Raw genomic sequence first — 24,917 nt, forward strand, 5'->3', positions numbered from 1 at the left:
ATTTTATGATAAAAATGGCAATGTCGGAATTAATAACGGATTATAAAGATTTACAAGATGAGATAGATAAATTGGAACAAGGCGTATGTTTTGCGTGTAGATTAGTTAATTATGATGAAATAGAATTTATAGAGCAGGATAAGTATTTTATAATTGAAGATTTAGATCAAATCATTGAAGATGTAAGCAAAGAACTTAATATTTTTTCAAAGTTTAAGAAAATAAAGAAAGATAGAATATTATTTATCCTAAATACTACTGATTCTGACTTAATCAAAAATTTTGCTAGAAAATTATATTTATTTTCACAGCTTTATATTAATGAACAGAAGCCGGCAATTTATATGAATTGTTATATTGCTAGTATTAAATTTCCAAAAGTAAGTAATGATGCTAAAGAAATTGAAAAAACATTAAATATGTTACTTTCACAAAATAATAATTATTATTACCGTGAATATAGCCCTGCAGAACATGATTTGGAAAATATAAGAAAATCTAATCTTCAGCTTCACTTATTACGACAAGCCTTAGCAAAAAAGACTATGCGATTTGCTTATCAGCCTATAATAGATCGCAATACCATGAAAGTTCATTATTATGAATGTCTGCTTCGTATACCTGACGAGAACGGCGTTTATATTTCCGTAGGTCCTATAATCCCTATTGCTGAAAATAAAGGATTAATTTTTATAATTGATCAAATTGTTTTAGAAATGACTGTTCACGAACTTGCCCGTAACCCAAACTTAATGTTAGCCGTTAATATTTCAAATATAGGAACAGGCGATGAAGCTTTATGGGAAATAGCAGAAAACTTATTAAAAGCTCATAATGTTCGGGATCGTTTAATTATTGAAATTACAGAAACTTCTTTCAATGAGAATTATGATAAAATAACTTTATTTATTAATAAACTACGTAAGTGCGGATGTAAATTTGCATTAGATGATTTTGGTTCGGGCTTTACTTCTTTTAAACAACTTCAAAGCTTACCAATTGATATTATCAAAATTGACGGTAAATATGTGCGTAGTATTACAAGTGATGTACAAAGTAGGTATTTTGTAGAAAGATTAATTAAAATTTCAGAAGATTTAGGTGTTGAAACAGTAGCTGAATTTGTAGAAAACGGAGAAATAGCGAAATTTTTAATTGATTTAAAAGTCGGTGGGCTACAAGGAAACTTCTATTCCGAAGCAAAATATGATAGGGCGGATGATGTTTAGAGATGTCATTGCGAGGATAAACGTAATTTCGACGCGGCAATCTTGTCAAGCATGCTGAGATTGCTTCGTCGAATTACTACGTAATTCTTCTCGCAATGACGTTTTATAACACTTGACAACCTACATAAAAACCTATATGCAGAACTCAACTTTAAATAATTAAACTTAGATGCTGTTACTTGAATTAAAAAAAACTAATCAAACTTTAGAAACTATACATTTTATAGGTATCGGCGGCGTTGGAATGAGCGGTATTGCTGAGATATTACATAATCTAGGTTATAAAGTACAAGGTTCCGATTTAGTAGAAAATTATAATACTAAAAGGCTTGAGTCGTACGGTATTAAGATATTTTTAGGACATGCCGAGCAGAACATTACCAATGTTTCGTATGTTGTTATTTCATCGGCAATTAATTCAAATAATCCTGAAATAAAAGAGGCATTAGAGCGTAAAATTCCTATCATTAGACGTGCGGAAATGCTCGCTGAGCTTATGAGGTTAAAATGTTCGGTAGCGGTTTCGGGATCGCACGGTAAAACTACTACTACCTCATTAGTTGCTTGTTTATTTGAGGCAGCCGGTTTATGTCCTACGGTTATTAACGGTGGGATCATAAATAATAAATCGACTAATGCATATCTTGGTTCAAGTAATTATTTAATTGCGGAGGCTGATGAATCCGATGCGACGTTTATTCATATTCCATTAACTATTGCGATAATAACTAATATTGATCCTGAACATTTAGATTATTATAAAGATTTTGAAACACTAATAGCTGCTTTTAGAAGTTTTATTACCAATCTGCCGTTTTACGGTTTTGCAGTTTGTTGTATAGATCATAAAATAGTTCGTAAGTTAGTAGATGATATTACTGAAAGGAAGATTGTTACTTATGGAATCGATTCGGAAGATGCTCATATTATAGCGTTTAATATTAATACTGATATTGCCTCCTCTACTTTTGACGTAAAAATTAGTCTACCAAATGTACTAGGTACAACGATTATTGAAAAAATTACTATTCCAACGCCCGGAAGACATAATATTTTAAATAGTCTTGCTGCAATTGCCGTTGGGATAGAATTAGATTTCGGTATTAAAGCTATTAAAAACGGTTTTAATAATTTTAAAGGAGTGAAGAGGAGATTTACTAAAGTAGCGGAATATAATAAGGCGGTGGTTATCGATGATTACGCTCATCATCCTGAGGAAATCAAAGCAACACTTGCGACGGCTAAAAATATAGCCGATAAGCAAAATGGTAAAGTTATTGCTATTTTTCAGCCTCATAGATATTCAAGAATGCAGCATTTATTTGATGATTTTATGCTTTGCTTCGATGATGCCGATATACTCTATATTACCGATATATATGCTGCAGGAGAAGAGCCTATAGAAGGGATTACAAGTCAAAATTTAGTTAATAAGATTACTAAAAATAAGCATCATGACCAAGCAAATTTTTTAGCTGAATTAGATGATGCGGTTGAAGTTATTATAGATAACGCATCTTCCGGCGATATGATAATTATGATGGGAGCAGGTAATATTTCAAGTTTTGCTAATGAATTAGATGGGAGATTATCATCCCACACTTGATGTCATTCCATGGAGACCAAGTCGTTATTGCGAGGAGGCATTGTTGCGTAGACCGATAAAATCCACTGTGTCACCCCCCGTGGCTTGCTAACTAAGCCCAAAAAACAATAAAAAATACTAATAATTTTAGTATTTTAACTGGATCCCGTGGTTAAGCCACGGGATGACAGAGGTGAAGTTGGTTCACGCGGGCAACGCCTTGCGAGGATAGGCAAAGCCTCGACGCGGCAATCTCATGAAGCAGTACAAAACTCTTGAGATTGCCGCGTCGCTTCGCTTCTCGCAATGACGACTTGATGTCCATGCAACAACGTCACAAAAGAAAAAAGATGACAGTAAAAATATGTTAATTTTACCGATAGTAAAAGGCGAGTATAAAAAAGATTATAATTTAAAACATCTGACATGGTTTAAAGTAGGCAGTAATGCCGAAATTTTCTTTAAACCTTTTGATAGCGAAGATTTAGCAAGTTTCTTAATACAAAATAAGCAAAAATTACCTATAACTACTTTTGGTGCAGGCTCAAATATTATTATAAGAGACGGGGGGATAGAAGGAGTTACAATAAAGCTCGGTCAGAATTTTAGTAATATTGAGTTTATAGATGATCATCTAATAGTAGGTAGTAGCTGCCTTAATTATAATTTAGCAAAATTTTGTCAAGCAAATGCTATTTCCGGTTTTGAGTTTTTAGTAGGTATTCCTGGTACTATCGGTGGCGGCGTTGTTATGAATGCCGGTGCTTATGGCTCTGAATTTAAAGATATTATAGTGAAGATTGAAGCGATTGATTTTGCAGGAAACTTTTTAACATTCACAAATGAAGAAATCGGTTTTAAATATCGCAGTAATAATTTACCAAAGGATTTAATTATTCTCAAAGCCGTTTTTAAAGTAAATAAAGGCGATAGTGAAAATATATTATTACGGACGAATGAAATAAATAACGCAAGATCAGCTACGCAGCCTATTAAAGAGCGTACAGGCGGTAGTACTTTTGCAAATCCTGAGGGGCTTAAATCTTGGGAACTTATTGACAAAGCAGGACTTAGAGGCTATAGAATAGGCGGTGCTTCGATGTCAGAACTTCATTGTAATTTTATGATAAATAATGGTGATGCTACCGCTAAGGATTTAGAAGATTTAGGTGATTTCGTCCGACAGAAAGTATTTGAAGATAGTGGGGTTAAGTTAGAGTGGGAAATAAAACGTTTGGGTAGGTATGTTTAAAAATCGTCATTGCGAGGAGATGCGTAGCATCGACGCGGCAATCTGGTCAAGTATGCTGAGATTGCTTCGTCGAAACTTGCAGTTTCTTCTCGCAATGACGTTACCCCTTAAAAAAAGTAAAAAACATGAATAAATATCAAACTCATTGGGTGGAACATTCTGAAGTCAAAATATTAAGTACGACCGGTAAAAAACATATAGCGTTAGTAGCGGGCGGTATGTCTGCCGAGCGCGAGGTATCTTTAGTGTCGGCTGAAGGGGTTAGTAAAGCCTTAATTGAACGAGGATATAAAGTAACCTTTGTTGATATGGGGGTGGATATTGCTACAAAATTACAGGAAATAAAACCTGATATTGTTTTTAACTGCCTACACGGTACATATGGTGAAGATGGCTGCTTACCTGGATTACTTAATATAATGCGGATTCCTTATACTCATAGCGGCGTGTTATCTTCAGCTTTAGCATTCGATAAAATACATTCTAGGAGCTGGTTTTTAACGAATAATATTAATATGGCTGAAAGTATCGTTGTAAATAAAAGCGATAATATAAAGAATGATCCTATGAAACGACCATATGTAATTAAGCCTCTTACGCAAGGTTCAAGTATTGGTGTTGAGGTGATATTTGAGGAAGATGATTTTAACTTTGTCGATTATAATTTCCCTTACGGTGATCAGGTGATAATAGAGCAATATATAAAAGGACGAGAGTTGCAAGTAGCGGTATTAAACGGCAAAGCTCTTGGGGCTTTAGAAATTAAATTACTAAAGAATCGTTTCTATGATTATGAAACTAAATATACCGAAGGATTTGCTGAGCATCTTTGTCCTGCTCCGCTACCTACTAATTTATATGAAAAATTACTTGTAGAATCAGAAAAAATTTATAAAACAATGAATTGTAATGGTCCTGCTAGAGCAGAATTTATTTTAGAAGAGCAGACAAACAAATTGTATGCTTTGGAGATAAACACTCACCCAGGTATGACGCCTTTATCAATAGTGCCGGAAATTGCAGTTTATGCAGGGATAAATTTTACTAACTTAATTGAAGAAATTATAAAGACTGCAAGCTTTGAATCATGAGAAAAAAAACAAGCTCAAATAAAAAAAAACAAACAAAAAAAACTAATAATATCTCATTACGCCGAAAATTAGGACTAATTTACAAAAAAGCAATATTAGGGCTTAAGATTGCTTTAATTATCTTTGTATGTCTATTTGTTTTTACAAAATATTTTGCCCGCATAAAAACCTACTTAACAACAAATATATATCAAACAACAACAAAACTTGGGTTTAAACTTGAGAATGTTATCATTGAAGGACAGCAAAATGTCGATGAGCCTACAATATTAAAGGTTTTAAATGCGAATAAGGGCAGTCCTATTTTTGCTCTTAAATTAGACGAAATTAGAAATAATTTAAAGAAAAATAAATGGATCAAAGAAGTATATGTCAGTAGAAGATTACCAAATACGGTATATATAAAATTATTTGAAAGAGAACCTATTGCTATTTGGCAAATTAATAAACAGCTTTTCTTAGTCGATGAAGAAGGTTATGAAATTAGTAAAAATATTCAGCCCTTTCCTCATTTATTACATGTTGTAGGGGAAGGGGCAAATATCTACGCAGGTAAATTAGTACTAGAGCTACAGAAATATCCGGCATTAATGAATAAAACTTCAGCTGCCGTAAGACTCGGAGATAGAAGGTGGGATTTAAATCTTAAAGGTAATATAATTATTAAGTTACCTGAAAAAGAGTTTGAAGAAGCATTAAAATATGTCGATGCACTAAATAAAGCAAACAAGCTATTTAACCAAAATTATAAGGCTTTGGATTTAAGGGATAAGAATAGGTATTATATTGAGAAGTATTGAGAATCGTCATTGCGAGGAGAAACGTAGTTCCGACGCGGCAATCTTGTCAAGCATCCTGAGATCGCTTCGTCGAATTACTTTGTAATTCTTCTCGCAATGAAGTTTTTGGAATAACAAACGTAAAAAAATGAAAGAGAAAATATCAAATTTTGTGACACTTGATTTCGGCAGTAGTAAGATTGCCGTAATTGCTGCCTATATTAGTAAAAAAGGTGAAATTAAAGTAGCTAGCCAAAATTTGCATCATTCTAAAGGTATTAAATCAGGAGTTATATCAGATTTAAAAAATGCTGAAACTAGCATTGTTTCGGCAATTTATGCACTTGAAAAAGATTGCGGTAAAAATATAAAAAAAGTTATATTATCGTTATCAGGTGCCGACACTAAATCTTATTATATTAATTATACCATTAAAGTTAACGGGCAAACCGTAACGCAGCAGGATATTAAAAAGTTACTACAAAAAGCATTACTTGAGTTTAAAGTTAAAAACCAAGAAATTATTCATTATTTTCCTCTTGAGTTTACTCTTGATAATAATTCAGTCGAGAATCCTATAGGTATGTATGGTAGAGAGCTTAGTTGTGAATTACATATTATTGCAGCTAGTTCAAATATGTTATCAAATATTGTACAATGCTTCGCTAAATGTCATGTTGAAGTCACAAATATCACTCTAGCAATTTATGCTTCTGCTATTAGCTGTCTTACGAATGATGAAAAAAATCTAGGCTCGCTTATTATAGATATGGGCGATAAAACTACCTCTTTCGGCATTTTTTTTGCCGGTAAATTAATATATACAGGGCATGTAAATATAGGTAGTTTTCATATTAGTTCGGATATTGCTAAAGTCTTTGGTATTGATCTTGTTACGGCAGAGAAATTAAAAATTTTATACGGTAATGCAATTATACCTTTATTTGAGAAAGATAGTATTATAAATATGGATGATTTTCATGTTGATACTCATCATAATTTAAATACTTCTGTAACAATTTATAAATTAGCCGAGGTAATAAGAGCAAGAGTCGAAGAAATATTATCAATGGTAAAAGCCGAATATGATAAAGCAACAAAAGGGCAGGTTGAAGTTTTTAGAGTTGTAATTACCGGCGGTGGGTCTCAGCTTAGAGGACTTACAGAGCTTTCAAATAAAATTTTTGAAAAACAGAGTAGAATCGGTAAACCGGAGATTATTGCCGGTTTTACAGAAGATTATAATCCGGCTATGTATTCAGCAACTATAGGAATGCTAAAAATTCATGCTCTAAAGCAGCAAAAAGAATTCGCTCATATTAGACTTGAGGAAAATAGCAGCTTCTTTAAAAAAGCTTTTGATTGGTTCAAAGAGAATGTTTAGAGAAGCTGCTTGCTTGGATCGAAAAACGCGTTTTATGTCATTCCCGCGAAAGCGGGAATCCAGTAATTTAAAGGTTCTACACAATACGTTTTTAAAATTAAAAGCTCGATTTATCTCGCTTTATGCTGGATTCCCGCCGTTGCTAAGAATGACATAAAATTATTCACGCAATAATGCCTGCTCGCAATGACGATCCAATATTACCCAGCAGGGTCGTGCCTCCGTATTGCAGTTTAGAGTAAATAGTCTATAATCCTCAAACAGTAATAAGAGAGAATTATAGTTAAGGAGTTATGGCAAAAATAGATGTTAAGTGTAGATATTGTAACAACACAGAAGAAGTAATAAAGTCAGGATATTCAATTTCAAAACAACAGAGATATCAATGCAAGCGGTGTAATCGATATTTTTAATTGGAGTATATTAATAATGCATCTAAGCCTGGAGTTAAGGAGCAAATAGTAGAAATGTCAATCAACGGCTCTGGAGTTAGAGATACAGTAAGAGTATTAAAAGTGGGTATCAATACAGTTATCCGTGTTTTAAAAAAATCTAGTATTAAAAAACAATAAATCATTCTATCAGTACAACAGAAGTAATTATTGCTCCTGAGATAGATGAACAATGGTCTTATGTACAGAATAAATCCAGACAACGATGGCTTTGGTATGCCTTGGATAAGATTTCGTTAAAAGTAGTTGCTTATACGTTTGGTACAAGATGTGATAGCACATTAGAATCATTACTGAAAAAACTAGAGAATTTCAAGGTGACTTTTTACTATACAGATGGATGGGGGAGTTATGCTAGGTTATTAGACCCTAAAAAGCATATTATCAGTAAAAAATCACTCAACGGATAGAACGAAGTAACTTGAACCTTAGAACGAGATGCAAGAGGCTTGCACGTAAGACAATCTGCTTTTCCAGGTCATTGGATATTCATGATAAGGTTATTGGTACTCTTATTGAACGTATAGCTTTTTAATAGGCATAACTGCAATATGGAGGCATGACCTAACTTCTGAGTTTTTTGTTTTAAGAGCTGATTCTAGCTCCTTATGTGCTATCTTTATTGCTATTAAGTACCATTTTAATAGCCGGTAAGTTACATGATTCAATTACTTTATTGCCCTTAAATCACTAATATTATCAATTTTTGAAGAGATTAATTCAATTATTTGATTCTTCTGTTGAATCTCAAACTGACGATTAAAAGCTATATCAAGGTTATTTTTTATCAATATTTTATCGACTATCATTTTAATTATATGCAAATAACCTGTTTCTATAGCTTTCCCTAGATATAGATTCAACTTTATATCCTCAATTTTTCCTGTTTTATTCAATAGTGTTTCAACTGCAAATGGAGTCTGAGATTTAATAGCATGAGATATATATCGACTAGGATCATCATTTATTTTATTAAGTATTGTTTCAGCAAGTAATATAATTTCACAACCGTTTTCACTAATAAGATCACAAAAAAGATATGTAAGATCGACCTTATTTATCATATTTAAAATAGTTAACATTTCTTGACCGCTTAAACTCTGATTATATAAATTAAGTATTGTGCCAAACGCCTCCTCTAACTCGTTACTTGTATATATCTTCTCCGAAAAATCATAATCTGGTAATAGCTCTGAATTTAGATGCTCCTGAGAAAAATGTTCCTTGAGTTCTTTATAAAATTCTTTTACTTTTTGATATTGTTCTTGCAAGAATTCTGAAAAACTATTCATGTCCATTGTTTTTATAGTTTTATGATCAAAAGCCAAACTATGCATATTATTATTTAATTTGTAACTAATAGAAAAGCCGACGACTGTTAATAACGGTAGATTTTTTACTATAAAATCAATTAAACTCTCTGAGTTACAGTTTTTATCAAACAACAGATTATCTATCCCTGCCTTTGTAGTATTTGTAGCCGGAATATAAGTACATAATACAACATTGCCCTCAATATCTTTTAAATTATGTGAGACGCACCAGAATGACAGGAAAATATATGCACAATATTAAGGTGATCTCCTATAGTATTTTTTACTATTTTTGTCAGAACGTTATGCGCTAGTTGTTCAGAGAGATTGCAAGTATTATTTTCTTGAAATAAATTTAACCTTAATTGTGATAATAAATTTTTTTCAAAATACTCCATTCCATGAGCATATATAAATATTTCTTGAGGATTATGAGAAGAAGCAAGATATGTTTTATCTGTAATAGTTGAGATTTAATCTTACATTTAGTAAAATTAAGATAATATTAAATGGAGGATTAGAGATGAATCTAAATCAAAAAATAATAAAGCCAAAAATAGGATTACTAGAATTAGCTAGGAGTCTTGGTAGTATATCGTCAGCATATAAAGCTATGGGTTACAGTAGAGACAGTTATTATAGGTTTAAAGAGTTATATGAAACAGGAGGAGAAGAAGCATTATATGAGATTAGTCGGAAGAAGCCAATTATAGCGAATAGAGTTGATCCTGCCGTAGAGAGAGCAGTATTAGATATGGCAATAGAATACCCCGCTTATGGTCAGCTGCGAGTATCAAATGAGCTTAAAAAGACTGGTATTCTTGTATCACCTGGAGGAGTTAGATCTATTTGGCTACGTAATGATTTAAATAATATCAATAAAAGACTTAAAGCATTAGAAGCCAAAATGGCTCAGGATGGTATTGTTCTTACCGAAGCTCAGTTACAAGTATTAGAGAAACGGCGTAGCGAGAAAGAAGCTCATGGTGAGATTGATACACAGCATCCAGGTTATCTAGGATGCCAAGACACATATTATGTAGGTAATTTTAAAGGCATAGGCAAGGTATATTCTCAAGTGTTTATTGATAGTTACACTCGGGTTGCAGAGGCTAAACTATATACTGATAAAACAGCACTTACCGCTGCTGACATGCTTAATGATAGAGTGTTACCATGGTATGAGAGTCAGCAAATACCAGTACTTCGTATTTTAACTGATAGAGGTGGTGAGTATAAAGGTAATATAGAACATCATGCTTTTGAATTGTTCTTAAGCATTGAGGGTATTGAGCATACTACTACTAAAGCATATTCTCCTCAAACAAATGGTATGTGTGAACGTTTTAATAAAACTATGAAACAAGAATTCTTTGATACTGCTATGCGTAAAAAGATCTATACTGATCTTGATGATCTACAACTAGATCTTGATATTTGGCTAGAATATTATAATAATGAAAGACCGCATTCCGGTAAATATTGCTATGGAAAAACACCTATGCAGACTTTTATGGATAGTAAAAAGTTAGCTGTTGAAAAGAATAACGAAATCTTATATCTTGAATACTCATCTGACAGTCATAACTTATCAGACATTCAGATATAATTTTTATAATGTCTGTAAGATTAAATCTTGACTTCTACATTTTATCTCATCTTCTTTATAAATTTTTGCTAAAGTTTCTTGGTTTGGTAAGTTTGTTATTTTCTGTCCTTGGAGAACAATTTTTTGCATATATTATTACCTTAAATAAATCATTAAAATTTTTAGCAAAAATTAAGCAATTGAAATAAGATAAAAATATATTTATGATAGTTATAAGGAGCACTAATTCATTATAACTAAAGAATTATATTCATTGCTTATATTGTAAATTATACACAAAAATTTTATTTTTGCAAGATAATAGTTAATCTTTTAAGTACTTATTAGTAAAATATTAATAGATAGGAAAATAAGAGTATATTTAGTGATGAGCAGGTCTATGTTTAGAGCAGATTAATATATTCCCTTTAACCTCGACAATAAAAAGTCGGTCGCCTGTTTTTGCATCGATTTCATTTGGAGCAAGGTAAGCATTCATAATAGCACCGGACCATCTTACTTGTCCTATACTATCAGAAGAGACGGCAGAACTATAAACCTCTACCGTTTTGCCTATCATATCCGAGTAGTTTTCTGTCTTATCAGTTTTATTATAAACATATTTTTTAAGAGGATAATATAATATGCAAAACCAAATAAGCGATAATATACCAAAAAATGTTATTTGGTTTGTTAAGCCAACTAGAGGATAGTTATATACTACAAGAGTATTTGATAATGCTCCAAGCCCAAAGAATAAGAATCCAATGTTTGGAACTGCAAAGAATTCAACGACTACACAAATTATGCCGATTATTAACCATATTTCGGTGAAGTAATTATTTATCATGAACATAAGTTTTTAAAAATAATATTACGTCAGCTATGTCTTGTGGTTTTGAGATACCAGCAAAGGACATTTTGGTTCTTGGTGCATAGCTACTTGGTTTATGTAAGAAAGCAAATAAACTATCATCATCCCATACGCCGCCGAGTTTTGATAGAGCAGGAGAATATTTATAGTCTGCTATGCTTGCTTTTGGTCTGCCTGCTACATCCCAAAGATGCGGTCCTAGTTTATTTGGGCCGTCTTTATCAAGAGAATGACACATTAAACATTTCTTGGCTATTTCACGACCGTTATCGGCGTTAGCAGTCTTCATTAATTCCGGTATATTTACCGGTGCCTGCTCTAATGCGGCAGTATTTTGATTTTCTGATGATTCTTGAACCACAACGCTGTAGCCGCGATGCTGTAACTCTAGAGTGGGTTTATATAATATATTTGCAACAAATCCAACCATCATAGCAATTAAACTAGCAAATAAGATGGCTGCAACAATTTTATTTAATTCTTTTCCAGACATTTATTTTGTTTTTTTTATTAGAATTTATACTATAATTTAAGTTGTAAGAGAAGTTAATTAAATAAATAAAAGAAAAATTTATACAAATATTTATTCTTTGGAGAGAAAAATAAATGTCTGATTCAAAAAAATCAAGGATTAGAAAAATATTTAATAAGTTAAAATCTTATTGGACTAGTTTTAGACAAAGTAAAATCGGTAAAATATTATTTAGCAATAGTTTAAGTTATGCAGTTTCCGTAGCTTCTATAGCAATTGCAGTTTCCGGACTTTTTACTCCTATATCACCGATAATTATAGCTGTAGCTGTTGTTTCAGGAATTAGCGTAGGAATTCAAGCTATAAACGAGACTTTGAACGTGCATGGTTTGCGTAAACTTCATAAAGAGAATAATTTATTAGTACATAACAGAAATGCTAAAAGTCAGCAAGATTATATATTATCATTAGAACCGAGTTTAAAAGATATTTTGAAAAATGAATTATATACGCCGCAAACGATAGGTAAGGATACTACTCAAGATAAGTATGAGTTAAATGTAAATAAATTGAAAAGTACAGGACGAATATTTGGAAATAATTTAGGTGGAGCCGCAAGTTTGGCTACCTCTATTATTAAAGGTGCTAACGGTAATGTGCTTGACATATTAAAAGCTACGGGTTACGGTGTAGTTACGACCGCATCATTAATTATCGACGGTCTTACTGAAAAGGAAAAAATAGAAATAAAAGCAATATTTAAATTAAATATAAATGAAGAATATAAAAAACAAGACACTCCTATATATGAAAATTTAGAACAATTAGAGAATTATACTAAGAATCAAGTATTACAAACATTGGCTTTAAAACAATTAATAACGGATAAGAATTATTGGAGTATGAATAAAGACCAAAAAATACAAAAATTTCGAGAAATAAGAGGTCATTTTAATTTTGAAATAAAAAGAAACGGTTTAGAAGAATTTTTTAAAGAAAATAAAATAACAATGGATAATAGAAAAGAGAGTTATGTTAAAGATATTAAAAATGTAATGAATCCATTTTATGAAAATCCTAGTAAAGCCGAAGGATATAGTCCGTTAACTAAAGCTATGGATAAAGATAAAGTTAATAATGCTGAAATAAAAAGGGCAAAAAGTGAAAATTTAAAAAGGATGCAAAAAAGAAAGCGAAATTTAACAATATGAAATGATTATTATAACTCACTACTAGTTACAAATGTGTAAGAGGTAGTATCGCTAAATATTCTATGCAATAATTCATTATTAAGAGCGTGGCTGGTTTTATATCCTTTAATTGAACTTACAACGCTAGTACCGCTGGTATATAAATCACCGAATAAATCTAATAATTTATGGCGAACAAATTCATCTTCATAACGTAAGCCGTTTGGGTTTAAGATTTTATCCTGCTCATCTATTCCTATAGCATTCTCAAATGAAGCACCTTGAGCAAGTCCTTTACTTTGTAAATAATCGAGCTCTTTCGTAAAGCCGAAAGTTCGGGCGTCTGCAATATTTTGATTGAAAGATTCTTGTTTGGAAAAGGTTAGATTTTGTCTTCCTATAGCTTTGCTAGCAAAATCTATAGTTAAATCCACCGTCATGTGGTCGTAAGGAGCGCAGTATAATTCACAATCTTTGTGAACTACTTTTATATCTTTTAAAATTTTTAGATATTTTTTAGGAGCATTTTGTACTTTTTTTCCTGCACACTCAATCATAAACACAAAAGGTTTACTACTGCCGTCCATAATTGGTACTTCAGGACCATCAATTTTAATAATTGCATTATCAATGCTGCATCCCCAAAGTGCTGCCATCAAATGTTCAATTGTTGAAATTTGAACTTTATATTCATTACTTATAGTGGTAGATAACAAGGTATCGGAAACATTGAAATAGCTAGCTTCAATATAATTCTTTTCAGAAGATATATCGGTTCTAATGAATATAATTCCGGTATTTTCTTTAGCAGGTTCTATAGTTAACTGAGTACGTTTCCCTGAGTGAACGCCGATTCCGTAACAACTAACCGGTTTTAATAATGTACTTTGCTGCATGCGAGGCTATAAAATATATTTAAATATTAGTATTTAATGCCGAATTGTACAAGCTATATTATGTTACAAAATATTACACATATACTCGATGAATTTCAAAAATTGGCTACCTCGTCCTACAAGAGCTTCGGTTCTCACGTATTAAGTATACACTGCGATCCTCGCCTTGTGGACTCCTTGCTCTTTTTGAAATTGATCTTCGTCTATGTAGTACAGCTAAATTTAGAATTTGTATAATTTATACTTAATAAAATACCAAAAATGATAAGCTACAAAACTACCGACTACGGCAAAAACGGAAAATAAGAAATCACTGCCGTTAATGGTGTCGTAAGGTGCATGAGATGATAAAGCTCCGGCATATATACCGATGCTGCACATTGAAAAATACGAAAATAAAGCTGTTCTAAGTTCGTAATCTCTAAATTTATCAATTAGTATTAAAATATTGCAAATATAAATAGATCCTAAACAACTACCGATTAGTATTATATATAATATATTAAGGTTTTTACTAGTTCCATGAAGCGATAGTAAAATAAAACAGACGAGTAGCATTATAGTTAGTGATAAATTAGCCAAATATTTATTTACTTTGCTTAATATGTAGCATATAGGAATTATAGAAAAACATATTGCTAGGAAAATATATTTTAGTATGAGTCTTAAATTAATTAATGCTAATTCTTTCTTTAATGCAAAAGCTTCATAATACCATAATATATCTAAGGTGACATAAGCAACTACGAAGCCTGTCAATAATTGTAATTCGACATTTTTTATTAAGGATGAGAATTTTGAATTTAGATTTAATTTATGAGATGTGGGATTATAATGCAGAAATTCGGTTAGTATATTGATACAATATAACAATGCACAAATTACTATAGTATTATTTGTCGGTTTTATAAATGGATTCAATAAATCTACCATTAAGTTTCCACCCGCCCATAACAACATTATACAAGCTAAAAAAAAATATTTCTTTTTTTTGCTACTCTCAATAATATCTAATGTTATAGAAGTGAAATATGAAAATGTTCCAAAATTAATTAAAATAAAATTAATTTTAATTAGAGTATAATTATTTAATAAAATGAGGTTTATTGTACAAATAATTAATAAAGATAAGCTAATTAAAATAATTTTTTTATTACTTAATCTATTAATTAATTGTGTTAAGGCAAAACCTGCGATTATCGAACCTATAAATTTAGTTTGATTTATATGATTTATTTGTTCTCCACCTAGATTTTTATTTATCAGTAAAAAGATTTTAAAATTATAAAAATTTATAGCATTAATACAGGAAAAAATAAATATTCCCAGAAGCGAGAAAAAAATAGTTTTGTAATCGTTTTTTAAAGTCATAAATTAAGTGTTTGCTAAACATAAATACATGGTATATAACTCATAATTATAATGATTAAGATTATTATCTTAAAAATTAAAGAGATTTGTAATTCCATTATTTAAGTATATATGGATAGTTATTAGATTATCAGCTTTTAATCAAGTATGGTAGTCTTATTTATAATTTGTATATAATTATTGTTTAATTTTAAAAAAATTAATGAATTAAATAATATGAAAATATTTTAATGTAAGAAAAATAATAATATATTTTTTAGTATTTTAAAGAGGTGTTATTTGAAGTTTATCCAGAATTTCATTTTTGCTCTTTAATCATAGATAAATTATCTATTTAAATAAATTAATACAAGATAAACAATGATTTTTCTTAAGATACAAGCATTATATTAATTATTTGTTCTTCAAGTTAGTGAGCAAGATAAATGAATAAAAAGATTATAATTGATGCTAATTTTCCAAGCGAAACAAGAGTAGTTTTATTAGGACAAAGCAACAATATAGAAGATATTGAATTTCAAACAACTGTAAGACAACAAAATAAAGGTAATATTTATTTAGCAAAAGTCACAAGAATAGAACCATCGCTACAAGCTGTTTTTATAGAATACGGAATGGATAAAAGTGGATTTTTACCGTTTAGTGAAATCCATCCTAACTATTACAATTTGCCTGTCTCAGAGAGAAATTTTCCGGTTAATGCTTTTCCTGAAATAGCTCTTTCAAATATTACGGTTGAGGATGATAAAGAGAAACCGGCTGCTATATATGATTCTTTGGTTGATAGTGAAGAAATTGACCTAAAAACTATAGAAGATTTAGTAGAGAGTAAATTCCAATCAGAACTTAATTTAGAAGCGGCTGACGATATTGAAATTATTCAAAGCGGTATTGAGCAGAACGTTCTGCAATATAAACAATATAAAGTTCAGGACGTAATAAGAAAAAACCAAATATTATTAGTACAGGTTACTAAAGAAGAACGAGGAAATAAATGTGCCGCTTTTACTACTTATATATCCTTGGCTGGTAAATATTGTGTTTTAATGCCTAATAAAGGATCGCAAAACGGCATATCACGTAAAATATCAAACGGGGAAGAAAGAAAAAGACTGAAAGATATTTTAAATAAAATAGTAAGCGGTGACAAAAATGCTTACAGCGTCATTGTTAGAACCGCTGGTAAAGGAAGTAGTGCCTTAGATTTGAAGAAGGACTATAATTATTTAGCAAGGTTATGGAATAAAATTCGTAAAAGTACTATTAAATTTCCGGCTCCGTGTTTTATTCATGAAGAAGATAGTATAATACGTAAAACCATACGTGATATGTGCGATCACAATGTTAAAGAGGTAGTAATTCAAGGACAAGAGGCTTATGAAGATGCTTCAAAATTTATGCAGGATTTATTACCTTCAGAGCTTTCAAAACTTAAAGAACATAAAAATAAAACTCCTATATTTACTAAGTTTCAAGTAGAAGAGCAATTAGTTAAATTATATCAGCCTGTCGTGACACTACCTTCAGGGGGATATATTGTTATTAATCCTACAGAAGCTCTTATTTCGATTGACGTAAATTCCGGTAAATCAACTTCTGAAAAAAATATCGAAGAAACAGCACTAAAAACTAATTTAGAAGCAGCCAAAGAAGTAGCGAAGCAAATAAAGCTTAGAGATCTATCAGGTTTGATAGTTGTTGATTTTATAGACATGAGCGAAGCTAAGAATCGTAAAATTATTGAACGATCCTTTAAAGAGTTTTTAAGTCGTGACCGTGCTCGTATACAAACCGGTAATATTAGTCAGTTTGGACTACTTGAATTCTCAAGGCAGAGATTACGCTCTTCTTTCTTAGAAACTAATTCAGCAATTTGTTCTCATTGCAACGGTAAAGGAGTCATTAGAGCGAGCGACGCTAATGCTATGTTAATTTTACGTACTATAGAGAATGAAATTTTTGAAGAAAGAATTGATGTAATAAATGTTTTTACCAATATCGTTTCAGTTATTTATCTACTTAATAATAAACGTGCTGAGATAAAATTTATTGAAGAAAAATATAATATAAAGCTTAATTTTTATTCCGATCCTAATGCTACATCAGATAGTTATTCGATTGAAAAAGTGAAGCTGTTGAAGAAAAATAATAATAATGTTAATCCTGTTAATCCGGTAATTCAGAATCATAGTGCCGATTATACTGAAGAAGAGCCGAAAAAAGAACAGTTACGCAAAAATAAACATAAATGGAAAACAGCTAATAATAGTAATAATATTGCTAATGAAGTAAAAGATGAGAGTTTAGAGGTAAAAGAATCGGTAGAGCAAACTGTAAGCGTTGTGGAAGAGGTGAAAGTTGCAGAAAGTAATGCCGGCTTAGAAGAAGCGCAAGCTGTTCCAAAAAAGACAAAACGTAGATATCGTAATAAAAAATCAAATATGAAACGTCCTGCTAATACTGCCGAAGATACGGAGAAGAATGTAGAGTCCTGATTTAGCCGGTGGTTCGTCATTGCGAGGAAATTACGAAGTAATTGACGAGCAATCTCATGCCAAAATCCTGAGATTGCCACGCAGCCTACGGCTGCTCGCAATGACGGGGTGGTGTCCACGCAGCAATGCCCGCTAACAATGCAACAAAATAAAAACATAAACTTAAAATAAAAGTGCAGAAGAGTTTAATTACAAAATGGTTGTTTATAAGTTGTATAATAGTCATAGCGATGATTGTTATAGGGGGGATAACAAGGCTTACAGGTTCTGGTTTATCTATAGTTGAGTGGCATCCGGTAACCGGTATTTTGCCGCCTTTTAGTTTTGAAAGCTGGCAAGCGGAATTTGCTAAATATAAAGCTTTTCCTGAATATAACTCCATTAATTATAGAATGACTTTATCGCAGTTTAAGTTTATTTATCTGTTAGAGTTTATACATCGGTTACTCGGTAGAATTACAGCTTTAATATATATTGTACCTTTAATATATTTTTATTTTAAAGATGTTATAAAAAATCGTGACATACTACTTTATATAATTGCTTTGCTATTATTTTGCGTACAAGGCTTTATGGGGTGGTATATGGTTAAAAGCGGGTTGTTGAGTAGCCCGTCCGTTAGTCATTTTCGGCTTGCTTTTCATTTAATTATTGCCGTAATTATTTATCACATACTTTTTTATCAATTAATAAAAAATCGTTGTGATATTTTGTTAATACCGTCACAAACAGATTTAAAATTACCATTAATATTTTCCGGTATTGCTATTACTGTAATATATGTGCAAATTTTTTTAGGGGCGATGGTTGCAGGGCTTGATGCAGGGCTGATATATAATAGTTTTCCGCTAATGGGTGATAGTTTTATCCCGATGGAGATAAAAGATAATTTCTTTAATCTTGCAAATTTGCATGATCCGGTTTTTATACAATTCATACATCGCTTAGGCGGCTATAGCGTATTTGTGATTGTTACGGTTTTGGCGGTTTGTTTGTTAAAAATAGAACATCCGAAATTAAATAAGATAGCGTATTTTCTAATGATTGCATTATTGATGCAGATATCTACCGGAATAATTACTCTTTTATATTCCGTACCTATAATAATTGCCTCTATACATCAGCTTTTTGCTATAATCCTTTTATCTATAATAATTTGGTGCTATTTTTTAATAAAAACTAGTTAAAATATTACTGTGGTTAAGTCGGCATTGCTACGTGGATTGTTTTATGTCATTCCCGCGTAGATATCTAGTCGTCATTGCGAGGAGTGAAGCGACGTGATAATCTAGAAAAAATAATAAAAAAATTCTGTAAATCAGAATTTTTAACTGGATTGCTTCGTTGAATTACTACGTAATTCTTCTCGCAATGACGGGAAACCAAGCCATGCAACAACATAATAAAAAGCTCTAAATGATCATCGATGTCAATACTCCTGTTTCTTCTAGATTAGATAAATATTTAAAACGTCTATATCCGTTATTGACTCAAGGAGTAATAGAGAAAGCATTACGTCAAAAACAAATTACCGTTAATTCTCAGAAAGCAGAAGCGAGTTTAAGAGTAAAGGGCGGCGATAAAATTTTTATTAACGATAAGTTTAATTTACCTGTTAAGCAACCCGAAAAATTAGTTTTTACCGATGCTGAAATTAAACTAGCGAAGAAAATTACTACCGATTATCTGATATATGAAGATGATAATTTAATAGCTATAAATAAACCTGCAGGTCTTGCTACTCAAGGTGGCAGTAAAATAAATTTATCTATTGACTCTGCATTAAAATATTTGAATTATAAAGGTGCTGATTTTAAGCTAGTACATAGGTTAGATAAAGAAACAAGCGGTTTGCTCTTAATAGCCAAAAATTATTTAAGTAGTGTAAAACTTCATGATGCTTTTAAAGAAAAATTGGTTGTAAAAACATATTTTGCCGTAACCTATGGAAAGCCAATTAAAAATGTAGGAGAAGTTAGAAGTAATATAGAGAAGAGTAAGAGAAGTACACCTAAAATTACTGATATTTATAGTGAAAATGGTAAACTTACCATTACTTATTATAAATTACTTAAATCACTTGATAATAACTTATTTTTAATTGAATTTACACCGGTTACAGGTAGAATGCATCAATTAAGGTTACATGCTAAATTATTAGGTTGCCCGATAGTTGGGGATGATAAATATGGTAATAACGAAATAATGCCGTATAGTAAATATATGTTCTTGCATGCTAATAATATATGTTTATCTGAAAAGATTTTTGGTAAAGAGATTAATTTAGAAGCAAAATTACCGTTTTATTTTACTAAACGTCTTACATAACTTGCTCCTAAAGGTAATTTGTACGCCGATCCGGTACTCGAATCCTCGCGTACCAAGTGTACGCTGCGGTTCTGCGTTCCGTGTCTCCTTCAAATTCCTCTTTATTAGCTGCGTTATGTAAGACGTTTACTGATAAGTTTGTGGAGTGTTGAAGTTATGATTCGTAGATATTTTTTATTGCTGCTTTTTTTAATTACTAATAGTATTGATTGTTTTGCAGATATACAGCAAAGAATCAATGAAGCAGAAAAAGGATATATAAGTAATAGATTTTTAAATGCTGTTTTTATGTTTGCCGATGATTATAAACCTTTATTAACCGGTGCTAAAGGAATCTTTGCTTTAAACGGTGAGCAATTAAAAGCTAATGAAATGATGCCTATTGCTTCTGCTACAAAGCCTTTTACAGCAGCAGGAATTTTAAAATTACAAGAACAGGAATTATTAAATATTCACGATAAAATCTATAAATATCTTGATCCGGAAATGTGGGGTAGAAAAGTACCGGATTGGGCGTATAAAATATCTATCCATAATTTATTAACGCATAGTAGTGGTATTGCTGAATATTTTAGTTTTGTTAAACATGATTTAAATACGCCTAAGAAAGAGATTCACAAGAAAATATTACAATTTGTTTCTTCTAAACCTTTAGAAATATCTATAGGGAAAAAATTTAAATATAGTAATACTAATTTTGTTATACTCGGTATGATTATCGAAAAGGTGGCTAAAAAAGATTTAGCTAACTTTTTTTATGATGAATTTTTTAAACCTCTTAACATGAAATCTACTAGTTTTGCTTCATATAGTGAAGCTGCTAGAATTCAGAAAAACGTTATTAGTTCTAATTATCCGGTAAGGTATTTTTTAACTCCTAATAATAGTAATAAACCTATATTTACTCCTGTAACTGCTGATTTTTTAGCAGTTCCTTTTGCTGACGGTGGTATAATATCAACACCAAACGATCTAGTTAAATGGTATAGGGCATTAAATGAGGGGAAAATTCTTTCTAAAAAGTCATATAAACTTATGACTACTAAATATTTTTTAGCAAAAGATATAGAAGGGCGTAAGTCTTATATGGGTTACGGTATTTTTCTTACGGATCTTGATTCTAAGCATTTAATGATTCATTATACTGGAAAAGCCCTTGGGATACAAAGTGAAGCAGGGTATGTTTTGCCTGATAATCTTTATTTTGCTATACTTAGTAATACTATGATTAAAATTCCTGAAGAAGAAAAAGATAAAATTGACATGAAAAATCCTTTAAATCAACTTGGAATAATTTATTTCAGAGATGCAATAATAGGGGCAGCTATAAAGAATTAAATAGACTTGTTGTATAACCTATCTTATAAAGAGAAATTTGAAGGAAACACGGAACGCAGCACCGCAGCGTACATTTAGTACGTGAGGATGCGAGTACCGGATTGACATACAAATTACCTTTAGAAGGAGGTTATACAACAAGTCTAATGAAGATAGTTACTTGGAATATTAATTCATTGCGTCTGCGGATCGATTTATTAAGAAAGTTAGCACATGAGCATCAACCGGATATTATTTTACTTCAAGAAACAAAAGTAGATGATTCGCTATTTCCTCTTGAAGTTATTAAAAATATAGGCTATGAACATGTAATATATTCAGGGCAGAAAACATATAACGGTGTTGCTGTTATTTCAAAATTTCCTTTGAATAATGTTTTTTCTTTGGAATTATATAATAGCGATAAAAGGCATATAGCAGCTATAGTTAATGATATAGAAATACATAATTTTTATGTTCCTGCCGGTGGTGATATACCTGATATAGAGGTAAACTTAAAATTTAAGCATAAGCTGGAATATATAAGATTAATGCAGGAATGGTTAACTACTAACCGTACTAAAAACGATAAAATTATCATTGTTGGGGACTTGAATATTGCACCGCTAGAACATGATGTATGGTCTAGTAAGCAGCTACGAAATGTTATCAGCCATACCGATATTGAACGCTCATTATTGGTAGAGCTACAAAACTCGTTAGGTTTTATTGACAGTAGTAGACATTTTGTTCCGTTTGATGAAAAATTCTATACTTGGTGGAGCTATAGAAATATAGATTGGAAAAAATCTAACAGAGGTAGAAGGCTTGATCATATTTGGGTTAGCGATAATTTAAAAGATACATTATTTGCTATGAATTTGCTATCGGAAGCACGAGATTGGCCGCCACCTTCGGATCATGTACCGTATTTTGTGACATTAAAAAGCGTCATTGCGAGCGAACGTTAGTGCGTGGATACTGAATCGTCATTGCGAGGATATGCGTAGCATCGACGCGGCAATCTCATGAAGTAAGATAAATGCCTGAGAGCGCCGCGTCGCTTCCGCCCCTCGCAATGACGACTTTGGTATTCATGCGGGCAACACTTTCTCGCAACGACGTTTAAGATTATAAGGAGTAATTAGTGGATATAAAACCAAAAAAATATAAGCCGACAAAGAAAGAATATATAAAAAGCTTTAAAGATGTGCTTCTACTGCGTCGTTTTGAAGAGAAATGCGGGCAGTTATACGGTATGGGAGAAATAGGCGGTTTTTGTCATTTATATATAGGACAAGAAGCAGTAATTTCTGCGGTAGATATGGTTAAACAAAAAGGCGATAGTACAATTACTAGCTATCGTGACCATGCTCATATTATTTTAGCGGGAACAGAGCCTAAACATGTTCTTGCCGAGCTTATGGGGCGAGCTACAGGCTGCTCGAAAGGTAAGGGTGGTTCGATGCATTTATTTGACATACCGAGCAAATTTTACGGTGGACACGGTATAGTCGGAGCTCAAGTGCCTATAGGCACAGGGCTTGCTTTTGCTGAGAAATATAATGGTACGAATAATATTTGTTTTACTTTTTTAGGTGATGGTGCGGTTAATCAAGGTCAAGTATATGAAGCCTTTAATATGGCTGCTTTATGGGGTTTACCTGTAGTTTATATTATTGAAAATAACGAATATTCGATGGGGACGTCTGTAGCACGTTCTACCTTTATGCGTGATTTATATAAGAAAGGGGAATCGTTTGGAATTAAAGGATTTCAGCTAGACGGTATGGGTTTTGAAGAAATGTATAATGGAGCTAAACAAGCAGCCGAGTATGTTAGAGAAAATAGCTTTCCGCTGATATTAGAGGTAAAGACTTATCGCTATCGTGGACACTCGATGTCCGATCCGGCAAAATATCGTAGTAAAGAAGAAGTTGAGCAATATAAAGAGCGCGATCCGCTAGTGATAATAAGAAAAACGATACTCGATAATAAATATGCAACTGAAGCGGATTTAAAAGAAATAGAGCAGTCGGTAAAAGAAATTGTAAAAGAAGCAGTAGAATTTTCAGAAAACTCACCACTGCCTGATGAGGGGGAGTTGTATACTGAGGTGTATTGTTAAGGCTTAAAAAAACGTCATTGCGAAGAGCAAAGTGACGTGGCAATCTCAGGATTTGTTATTATTTCATGAGATTGCCGCGCAGCCTACGGCTACTCGCAATGACGATTAATTTAATCAAAATAAAAAAGAAAAATGCAAATAACGGTACGTGAAGCATTGCGTGATGCGATGCAAGAAGAGATGGTAAGAGACGACAAGGTTTTTATCATAGGCGAGGAAGTTGCAGAATATCAAGGAGCTTATAAGGTAACTCAAGGATTACTAGAGCAGTTTGGTCCTAAGAGAGTCATTGATACGCCGATAACGGAATATGGGTTTGCAGGGCTTGCAGTCGGAGCAGCTTTTGCAGGACTTCGTCCGATTGTGGAGTTTATGACCTTTAACTTTGCTATGCAAGCCTTTGATCATATAGTAAATTCAGCTGCAAAAACGCATTACATGTCAGGTGGGCAGGTCAAATGTCCGATAGTATTTAGAGGACCAAACGGAGCGGCAAGTAGAGTAGCAGCACAACATAGCCAAAATTATACAGCTTGTTATTCTCATGTCCCAGGGTTAAAAGTAGTAGCCCCTTATAGTGCCGAAGATCATAAAGGACTTATGCTTACGGCTATTAGGGACGATAATCCCGTTATTTTTTTAGAAAATGAAATTTTATACGGTCATAGTTTTGACGTACCGGAAACAATTGAGCCTATACCTTTTGGTCAGGCAAAAATTTTAAGAGAAGGTAGTAGTGTCACTATAGTAACTTTCTCGATTCAAGTAAAACTTGCCCTAGATGCTGCAAATATTTTGCAGAACGATAATATTGATTGTGAGGTTATTGACCTGCGTACTATCAAGCCTCTTGATACTGAGACAATAATAGAATCGGTGAAAAAAACTAATCGTTTAGTTATAGTTGAAGAAGGGTGGTTTTTTGCCGGCGTTGGAGCAAGTATAGCCTCTATAGTTATGAAAGAAGCATTTGATTATTTAGATGCACCGATAGATATCGTCAGCGGTAAAGACGTACCGCTTCCTTATGCCGTTAATTTAGAAAAATTAGCTCTGCCGAGCGAGAGTGATGTAATAGAAGCTGTTAAAAAGGTTTGTTATACTTGGTGAATTTCAAAAATTGGCGTCGTCGTCTAGCAAGTTCTGTGGTACTCACGTATTAAGTATACGCTG

Annotated in this window: 21 protein-coding genes and 3 pseudogenes; 17 read left to right on the plus strand and 7 right to left on the minus strand. The window is 32.1% G+C overall.

The genetic code is table 11. From position 1 onward, the window contains the following. Nucleotides 1-5 precede the first annotated feature (5 nt). The 7 genes and pseudogenes from AC0ODJ_RS03775 (at nt 6) to AC0ODJ_RS03805 (ending at nt 8,307) form a co-directional block, all read left to right on the plus strand. Entirely contained in the window at nt 6-1,229 is a 1,224-nt protein-coding gene (locus AC0ODJ_RS03775) for an EAL domain-containing protein (protein WP_218460641.1), read from the plus strand. Between the two features lie 169 nt (nt 1,230-1,398). Next, nucleotides 1,399-2,835 (plus strand): UDP-N-acetylmuramate--L-alanine ligase, encoded by a 1,437-nt coding sequence (gene murC, locus AC0ODJ_RS03780; protein ID WP_218460640.1) that lies wholly within the window; start codon nt 1,399-1,401, stop codon nt 2,833-2,835. Nucleotides 2,836-3,178: 343 nt separating this feature from the next. Continuing rightward, nucleotides 3,179-4,066 carry a UDP-N-acetylmuramate dehydrogenase gene (gene murB, locus AC0ODJ_RS03785; RefSeq protein WP_218460251.1) on the plus strand — a complete coding sequence of 296 codons (888 nt, stop codon included), beginning with the start codon at nt 3,179-3,181 and terminating at the stop codon, nt 4,064-4,066. A 125-nt stretch (nt 4,067-4,191) separates the two neighbouring features. Then, nucleotides 4,192-5,157: a D-alanine--D-alanine ligase gene (locus AC0ODJ_RS03790; protein WP_474465055.1), complete on the plus strand. Its 966-nt coding sequence runs from the start codon at nt 4,192-4,194 to the stop codon at nt 5,155-5,157. Next, nucleotides 5,154-5,957, plus strand: a complete 804-nt coding sequence (locus tag AC0ODJ_RS03795; RefSeq protein ID WP_218460249.1) for a cell division protein FtsQ/DivIB — start codon at nt 5,154-5,156, stop codon at nt 5,955-5,957. The genes AC0ODJ_RS03790 and AC0ODJ_RS03795 overlap by 4 nt, the downstream gene beginning before the upstream one ends. A 127-nt stretch (nt 5,958-6,084) precedes the next feature. Then, a complete protein-coding gene (gene ftsA / locus AC0ODJ_RS03800) occupies nt 6,085-7,320 on the plus strand; it encodes a cell division protein FtsA (RefSeq protein ID WP_218460248.1) in 1,236 nt (411 codons plus the stop codon). Between the two features lie 293 nt (nt 7,321-7,613). Then, nucleotides 7,614-8,307 (plus strand): annotated as a pseudogene (locus tag AC0ODJ_RS03805) (IS1 family transposase). A 133-nt stretch (nt 8,308-8,440) separates the two neighbouring features. Here AC0ODJ_RS03805 and AC0ODJ_RS03810 read toward each other — a convergent pair. Beyond that, nucleotides 8,441-9,217 (minus strand): hypothetical protein, encoded by a 777-nt coding sequence (locus AC0ODJ_RS03810; RefSeq protein WP_218460351.1) that lies wholly within the window; start codon nt 9,215-9,217, stop codon nt 8,441-8,443. A 391-nt stretch (nt 9,218-9,608) separates the two neighbouring features. On the opposite strand from AC0ODJ_RS03810, the gene AC0ODJ_RS03815 reads away from it, so the two are divergent. Then, entirely contained in the window at nt 9,609-10,694 is a 1,086-nt protein-coding gene (locus tag AC0ODJ_RS03815; protein WP_121834048.1) for an IS481 family transposase, read from the plus strand. 3 nt (nt 10,695-10,697) lie between these two features. On the opposite strand, the gene AC0ODJ_RS03820 is transcribed toward AC0ODJ_RS03815, so the two are convergent. The 3 genes from AC0ODJ_RS03820 to AC0ODJ_RS03830 all read right to left on the minus strand — a co-directional run bounded on the left by AC0ODJ_RS03820 (nt 10,698) and on the right by AC0ODJ_RS03830 (nt 12,040). Next, entirely contained in the window at nt 10,698-10,823 is a 126-nt protein-coding gene (locus AC0ODJ_RS03820; RefSeq protein WP_256621443.1) for a hypothetical protein, read from the minus strand. A gap of 232 nt (nt 10,824-11,055) precedes the next feature. Beyond that, a complete protein-coding gene (locus AC0ODJ_RS03825; protein ID WP_218460774.1) occupies nt 11,056-11,529 on the minus strand; it encodes an NfeD family protein in 474 nt (157 codons plus the stop codon). After that, entirely contained in the window at nt 11,513-12,040 is a 528-nt protein-coding gene (locus AC0ODJ_RS03830) for a c-type cytochrome (protein WP_218460773.1), read from the minus strand. Before AC0ODJ_RS03830 ends, AC0ODJ_RS03825 begins: the two co-directional genes overlap by 17 nt. 113 nt (nt 12,041-12,153) lie before the next feature. Here AC0ODJ_RS03830 and AC0ODJ_RS03835 point away from each other — a divergent pair, with 113 nt between their 5' ends. Next, the gene (locus AC0ODJ_RS03835) at nt 12,154-13,230 is read left to right on the plus strand and encodes a hypothetical protein (protein ID WP_474465056.1); all 1,077 of its coding nucleotides are present in this window, start codon (nt 12,154-12,156) and stop codon (nt 13,228-13,230) included. 8 nt (nt 13,231-13,238) lie between these two features. On the opposite strand, the gene lpxC is transcribed toward AC0ODJ_RS03835, so the two are convergent. After that, the gene (gene lpxC / locus AC0ODJ_RS03840) at nt 13,239-14,105 is read right to left on the minus strand and encodes a UDP-3-O-acyl-N-acetylglucosamine deacetylase (protein WP_218460771.1); all 867 of its coding nucleotides are present in this window, start codon (nt 14,103-14,105) and stop codon (nt 13,239-13,241) included. Nucleotides 14,106-14,327: 222 nt separating this feature from the next. Continuing rightward, complete coding sequence (locus AC0ODJ_RS03845) at nt 14,328-15,476, minus strand: MFS transporter (RefSeq protein WP_218460770.1); 1,149 nt, start codon at nt 15,474-15,476, stop codon at nt 14,328-14,330. A gap of 425 nt (nt 15,477-15,901) precedes the next feature. Between AC0ODJ_RS03845 and AC0ODJ_RS03850 the strand changes: the two genes are divergently transcribed. The 3 genes from AC0ODJ_RS03850 (at nt 15,902) to AC0ODJ_RS03860 (ending at nt 20,299) form a co-directional block, all read left to right on the plus strand. Continuing rightward, nucleotides 15,902-17,971 carry an Rne/Rng family ribonuclease gene (locus AC0ODJ_RS03850; RefSeq protein WP_474465058.1) on the plus strand — a complete coding sequence of 690 codons (2,070 nt, stop codon included), beginning with the start codon at nt 15,902-15,904 and terminating at the stop codon, nt 17,969-17,971. Nucleotides 17,972-18,144: 173 nt separating this feature from the next. Further along, complete coding sequence (locus AC0ODJ_RS03855) at nt 18,145-19,158, plus strand: COX15/CtaA family protein (RefSeq protein WP_218460768.1); 1,014 nt, start codon at nt 18,145-18,147, stop codon at nt 19,156-19,158. Nucleotides 19,159-19,387: 229 nt separating this feature from the next. After that, nucleotides 19,388-20,299: an RluA family pseudouridine synthase gene (locus AC0ODJ_RS03860; RefSeq protein WP_218460767.1), complete on the plus strand. Its 912-nt coding sequence runs from the start codon at nt 19,388-19,390 to the stop codon at nt 20,297-20,299. Here AC0ODJ_RS03860 and AC0ODJ_RS03865 read toward each other — a convergent pair. Then, nucleotides 20,287-20,420, minus strand: a pseudogene (locus AC0ODJ_RS03865) (palindromic element RPE1 domain-containing protein); the annotation flags it as partial. The gene AC0ODJ_RS03860 and the pseudogene AC0ODJ_RS03865 overlap by 13 nt on opposite strands. Nucleotides 20,421-20,455: 35 nt before the next feature. Between AC0ODJ_RS03865 and AC0ODJ_RS03870 the strand changes: the two are divergent. The 5 genes and pseudogenes from AC0ODJ_RS03870 to AC0ODJ_RS03890 all read left to right on the plus strand — a co-directional run bounded on the left by AC0ODJ_RS03870 (nt 20,456) and on the right by AC0ODJ_RS03890 (nt 24,854). Continuing rightward, the gene (locus tag AC0ODJ_RS03870; protein WP_218460766.1) at nt 20,456-21,637 is read left to right on the plus strand and encodes a serine hydrolase domain-containing protein; all 1,182 of its coding nucleotides are present in this window, start codon (nt 20,456-20,458) and stop codon (nt 21,635-21,637) included. Continuing rightward, a pseudogene (locus AC0ODJ_RS03875) lies at nt 21,638-21,771 on the plus strand (palindromic element RPE1 domain-containing protein); the annotation flags it as partial. Between the two features lie 12 nt (nt 21,772-21,783). Beyond that, nucleotides 21,784-22,587, plus strand: a complete 804-nt coding sequence (gene xth, locus AC0ODJ_RS03880) for an exodeoxyribonuclease III (RefSeq protein WP_256621445.1) — start codon at nt 21,784-21,786, stop codon at nt 22,585-22,587. Between the two features lie 176 nt (nt 22,588-22,763). Then, the gene (gene pdhA, locus AC0ODJ_RS03885) at nt 22,764-23,744 is read left to right on the plus strand and encodes a pyruvate dehydrogenase (acetyl-transferring) E1 component subunit alpha (protein WP_474465060.1); all 981 of its coding nucleotides are present in this window, start codon (nt 22,764-22,766) and stop codon (nt 23,742-23,744) included. Nucleotides 23,745-23,876: 132 nt separating this feature from the next. After that, complete coding sequence (locus AC0ODJ_RS03890) at nt 23,877-24,854, plus strand: pyruvate dehydrogenase complex E1 component subunit beta (RefSeq protein WP_218460764.1); 978 nt, start codon at nt 23,877-23,879, stop codon at nt 24,852-24,854. Nucleotides 24,855-24,917: the final 63 nt, after the last annotated feature.

Source organism: Rickettsia senegalensis (assembly GCF_056135685.1).

Coding starts and splice junctions, on each gene's coding strand:
- AC0ODJ_RS03790 (WP_474465055.1), top strand. CDS start 4,192: ATGAATAAATATCAAACTCATTGGGTGGAACATTCTGAAGTCAAAATA.
- AC0ODJ_RS03830 (WP_218460773.1), bottom strand. CDS start 12,040: ATGTCTGGAAAAGAATTAAATAAAATTGTTGCAGCCATCTTATTTGCT.
- lpxC (WP_218460771.1), bottom strand. CDS start 14,105: ATGCAGCAAAGTACATTATTAAAACCGGTTAGTTGTTACGGAATCGGC.
- xth (WP_256621445.1), top strand. CDS start 21,784: ATGAAGATAGTTACTTGGAATATTAATTCATTGCGTCTGCGGATCGAT.
- AC0ODJ_RS03850 (WP_474465058.1), top strand. CDS start 15,902: ATGAATAAAAAGATTATAATTGATGCTAATTTTCCAAGCGAAACAAGA.
- AC0ODJ_RS03870 (WP_218460766.1), top strand. CDS start 20,456: ATGATTCGTAGATATTTTTTATTGCTGCTTTTTTTAATTACTAATAGT.
- AC0ODJ_RS03820 (WP_256621443.1), bottom strand. CDS start 10,823: ATGCAAAAAATTGTTCTCCAAGGACAGAAAATAACAAACTTACCAAAC.
- AC0ODJ_RS03860 (WP_218460767.1), top strand. CDS start 19,388: ATGATCATCGATGTCAATACTCCTGTTTCTTCTAGATTAGATAAATAT.
- murB (WP_218460251.1), top strand. CDS start 3,179: ATGTTAATTTTACCGATAGTAAAAGGCGAGTATAAAAAAGATTATAAT.
- murC (WP_218460640.1), top strand. CDS start 1,399: ATGCTGTTACTTGAATTAAAAAAAACTAATCAAACTTTAGAAACTATA.
- AC0ODJ_RS03825 (WP_218460774.1), bottom strand. CDS start 11,529: ATGTTCATGATAAATAATTACTTCACCGAAATATGGTTAATAATCGGC.
- AC0ODJ_RS03775 (WP_218460641.1), top strand. CDS start 6: ATGATAAAAATGGCAATGTCGGAATTAATAACGGATTATAAAGATTTA.
- AC0ODJ_RS03845 (WP_218460770.1), bottom strand. CDS start 15,476: ATGACTTTAAAAAACGATTACAAAACTATTTTTTTCTCGCTTCTGGGA.
- AC0ODJ_RS03835 (WP_474465056.1), top strand. CDS start 12,154: ATGTCTGATTCAAAAAAATCAAGGATTAGAAAAATATTTAATAAGTTA.
- AC0ODJ_RS03795 (WP_218460249.1), top strand. CDS start 5,154: ATGAGAAAAAAAACAAGCTCAAATAAAAAAAAACAAACAAAAAAAACT.
- AC0ODJ_RS03890 (WP_218460764.1), top strand. CDS start 23,877: ATGCAAATAACGGTACGTGAAGCATTGCGTGATGCGATGCAAGAAGAG.
- AC0ODJ_RS03815 (WP_121834048.1), top strand. CDS start 9,609: ATGAATCTAAATCAAAAAATAATAAAGCCAAAAATAGGATTACTAGAA.
- ftsA (WP_218460248.1), top strand. CDS start 6,085: ATGAAAGAGAAAATATCAAATTTTGTGACACTTGATTTCGGCAGTAGT.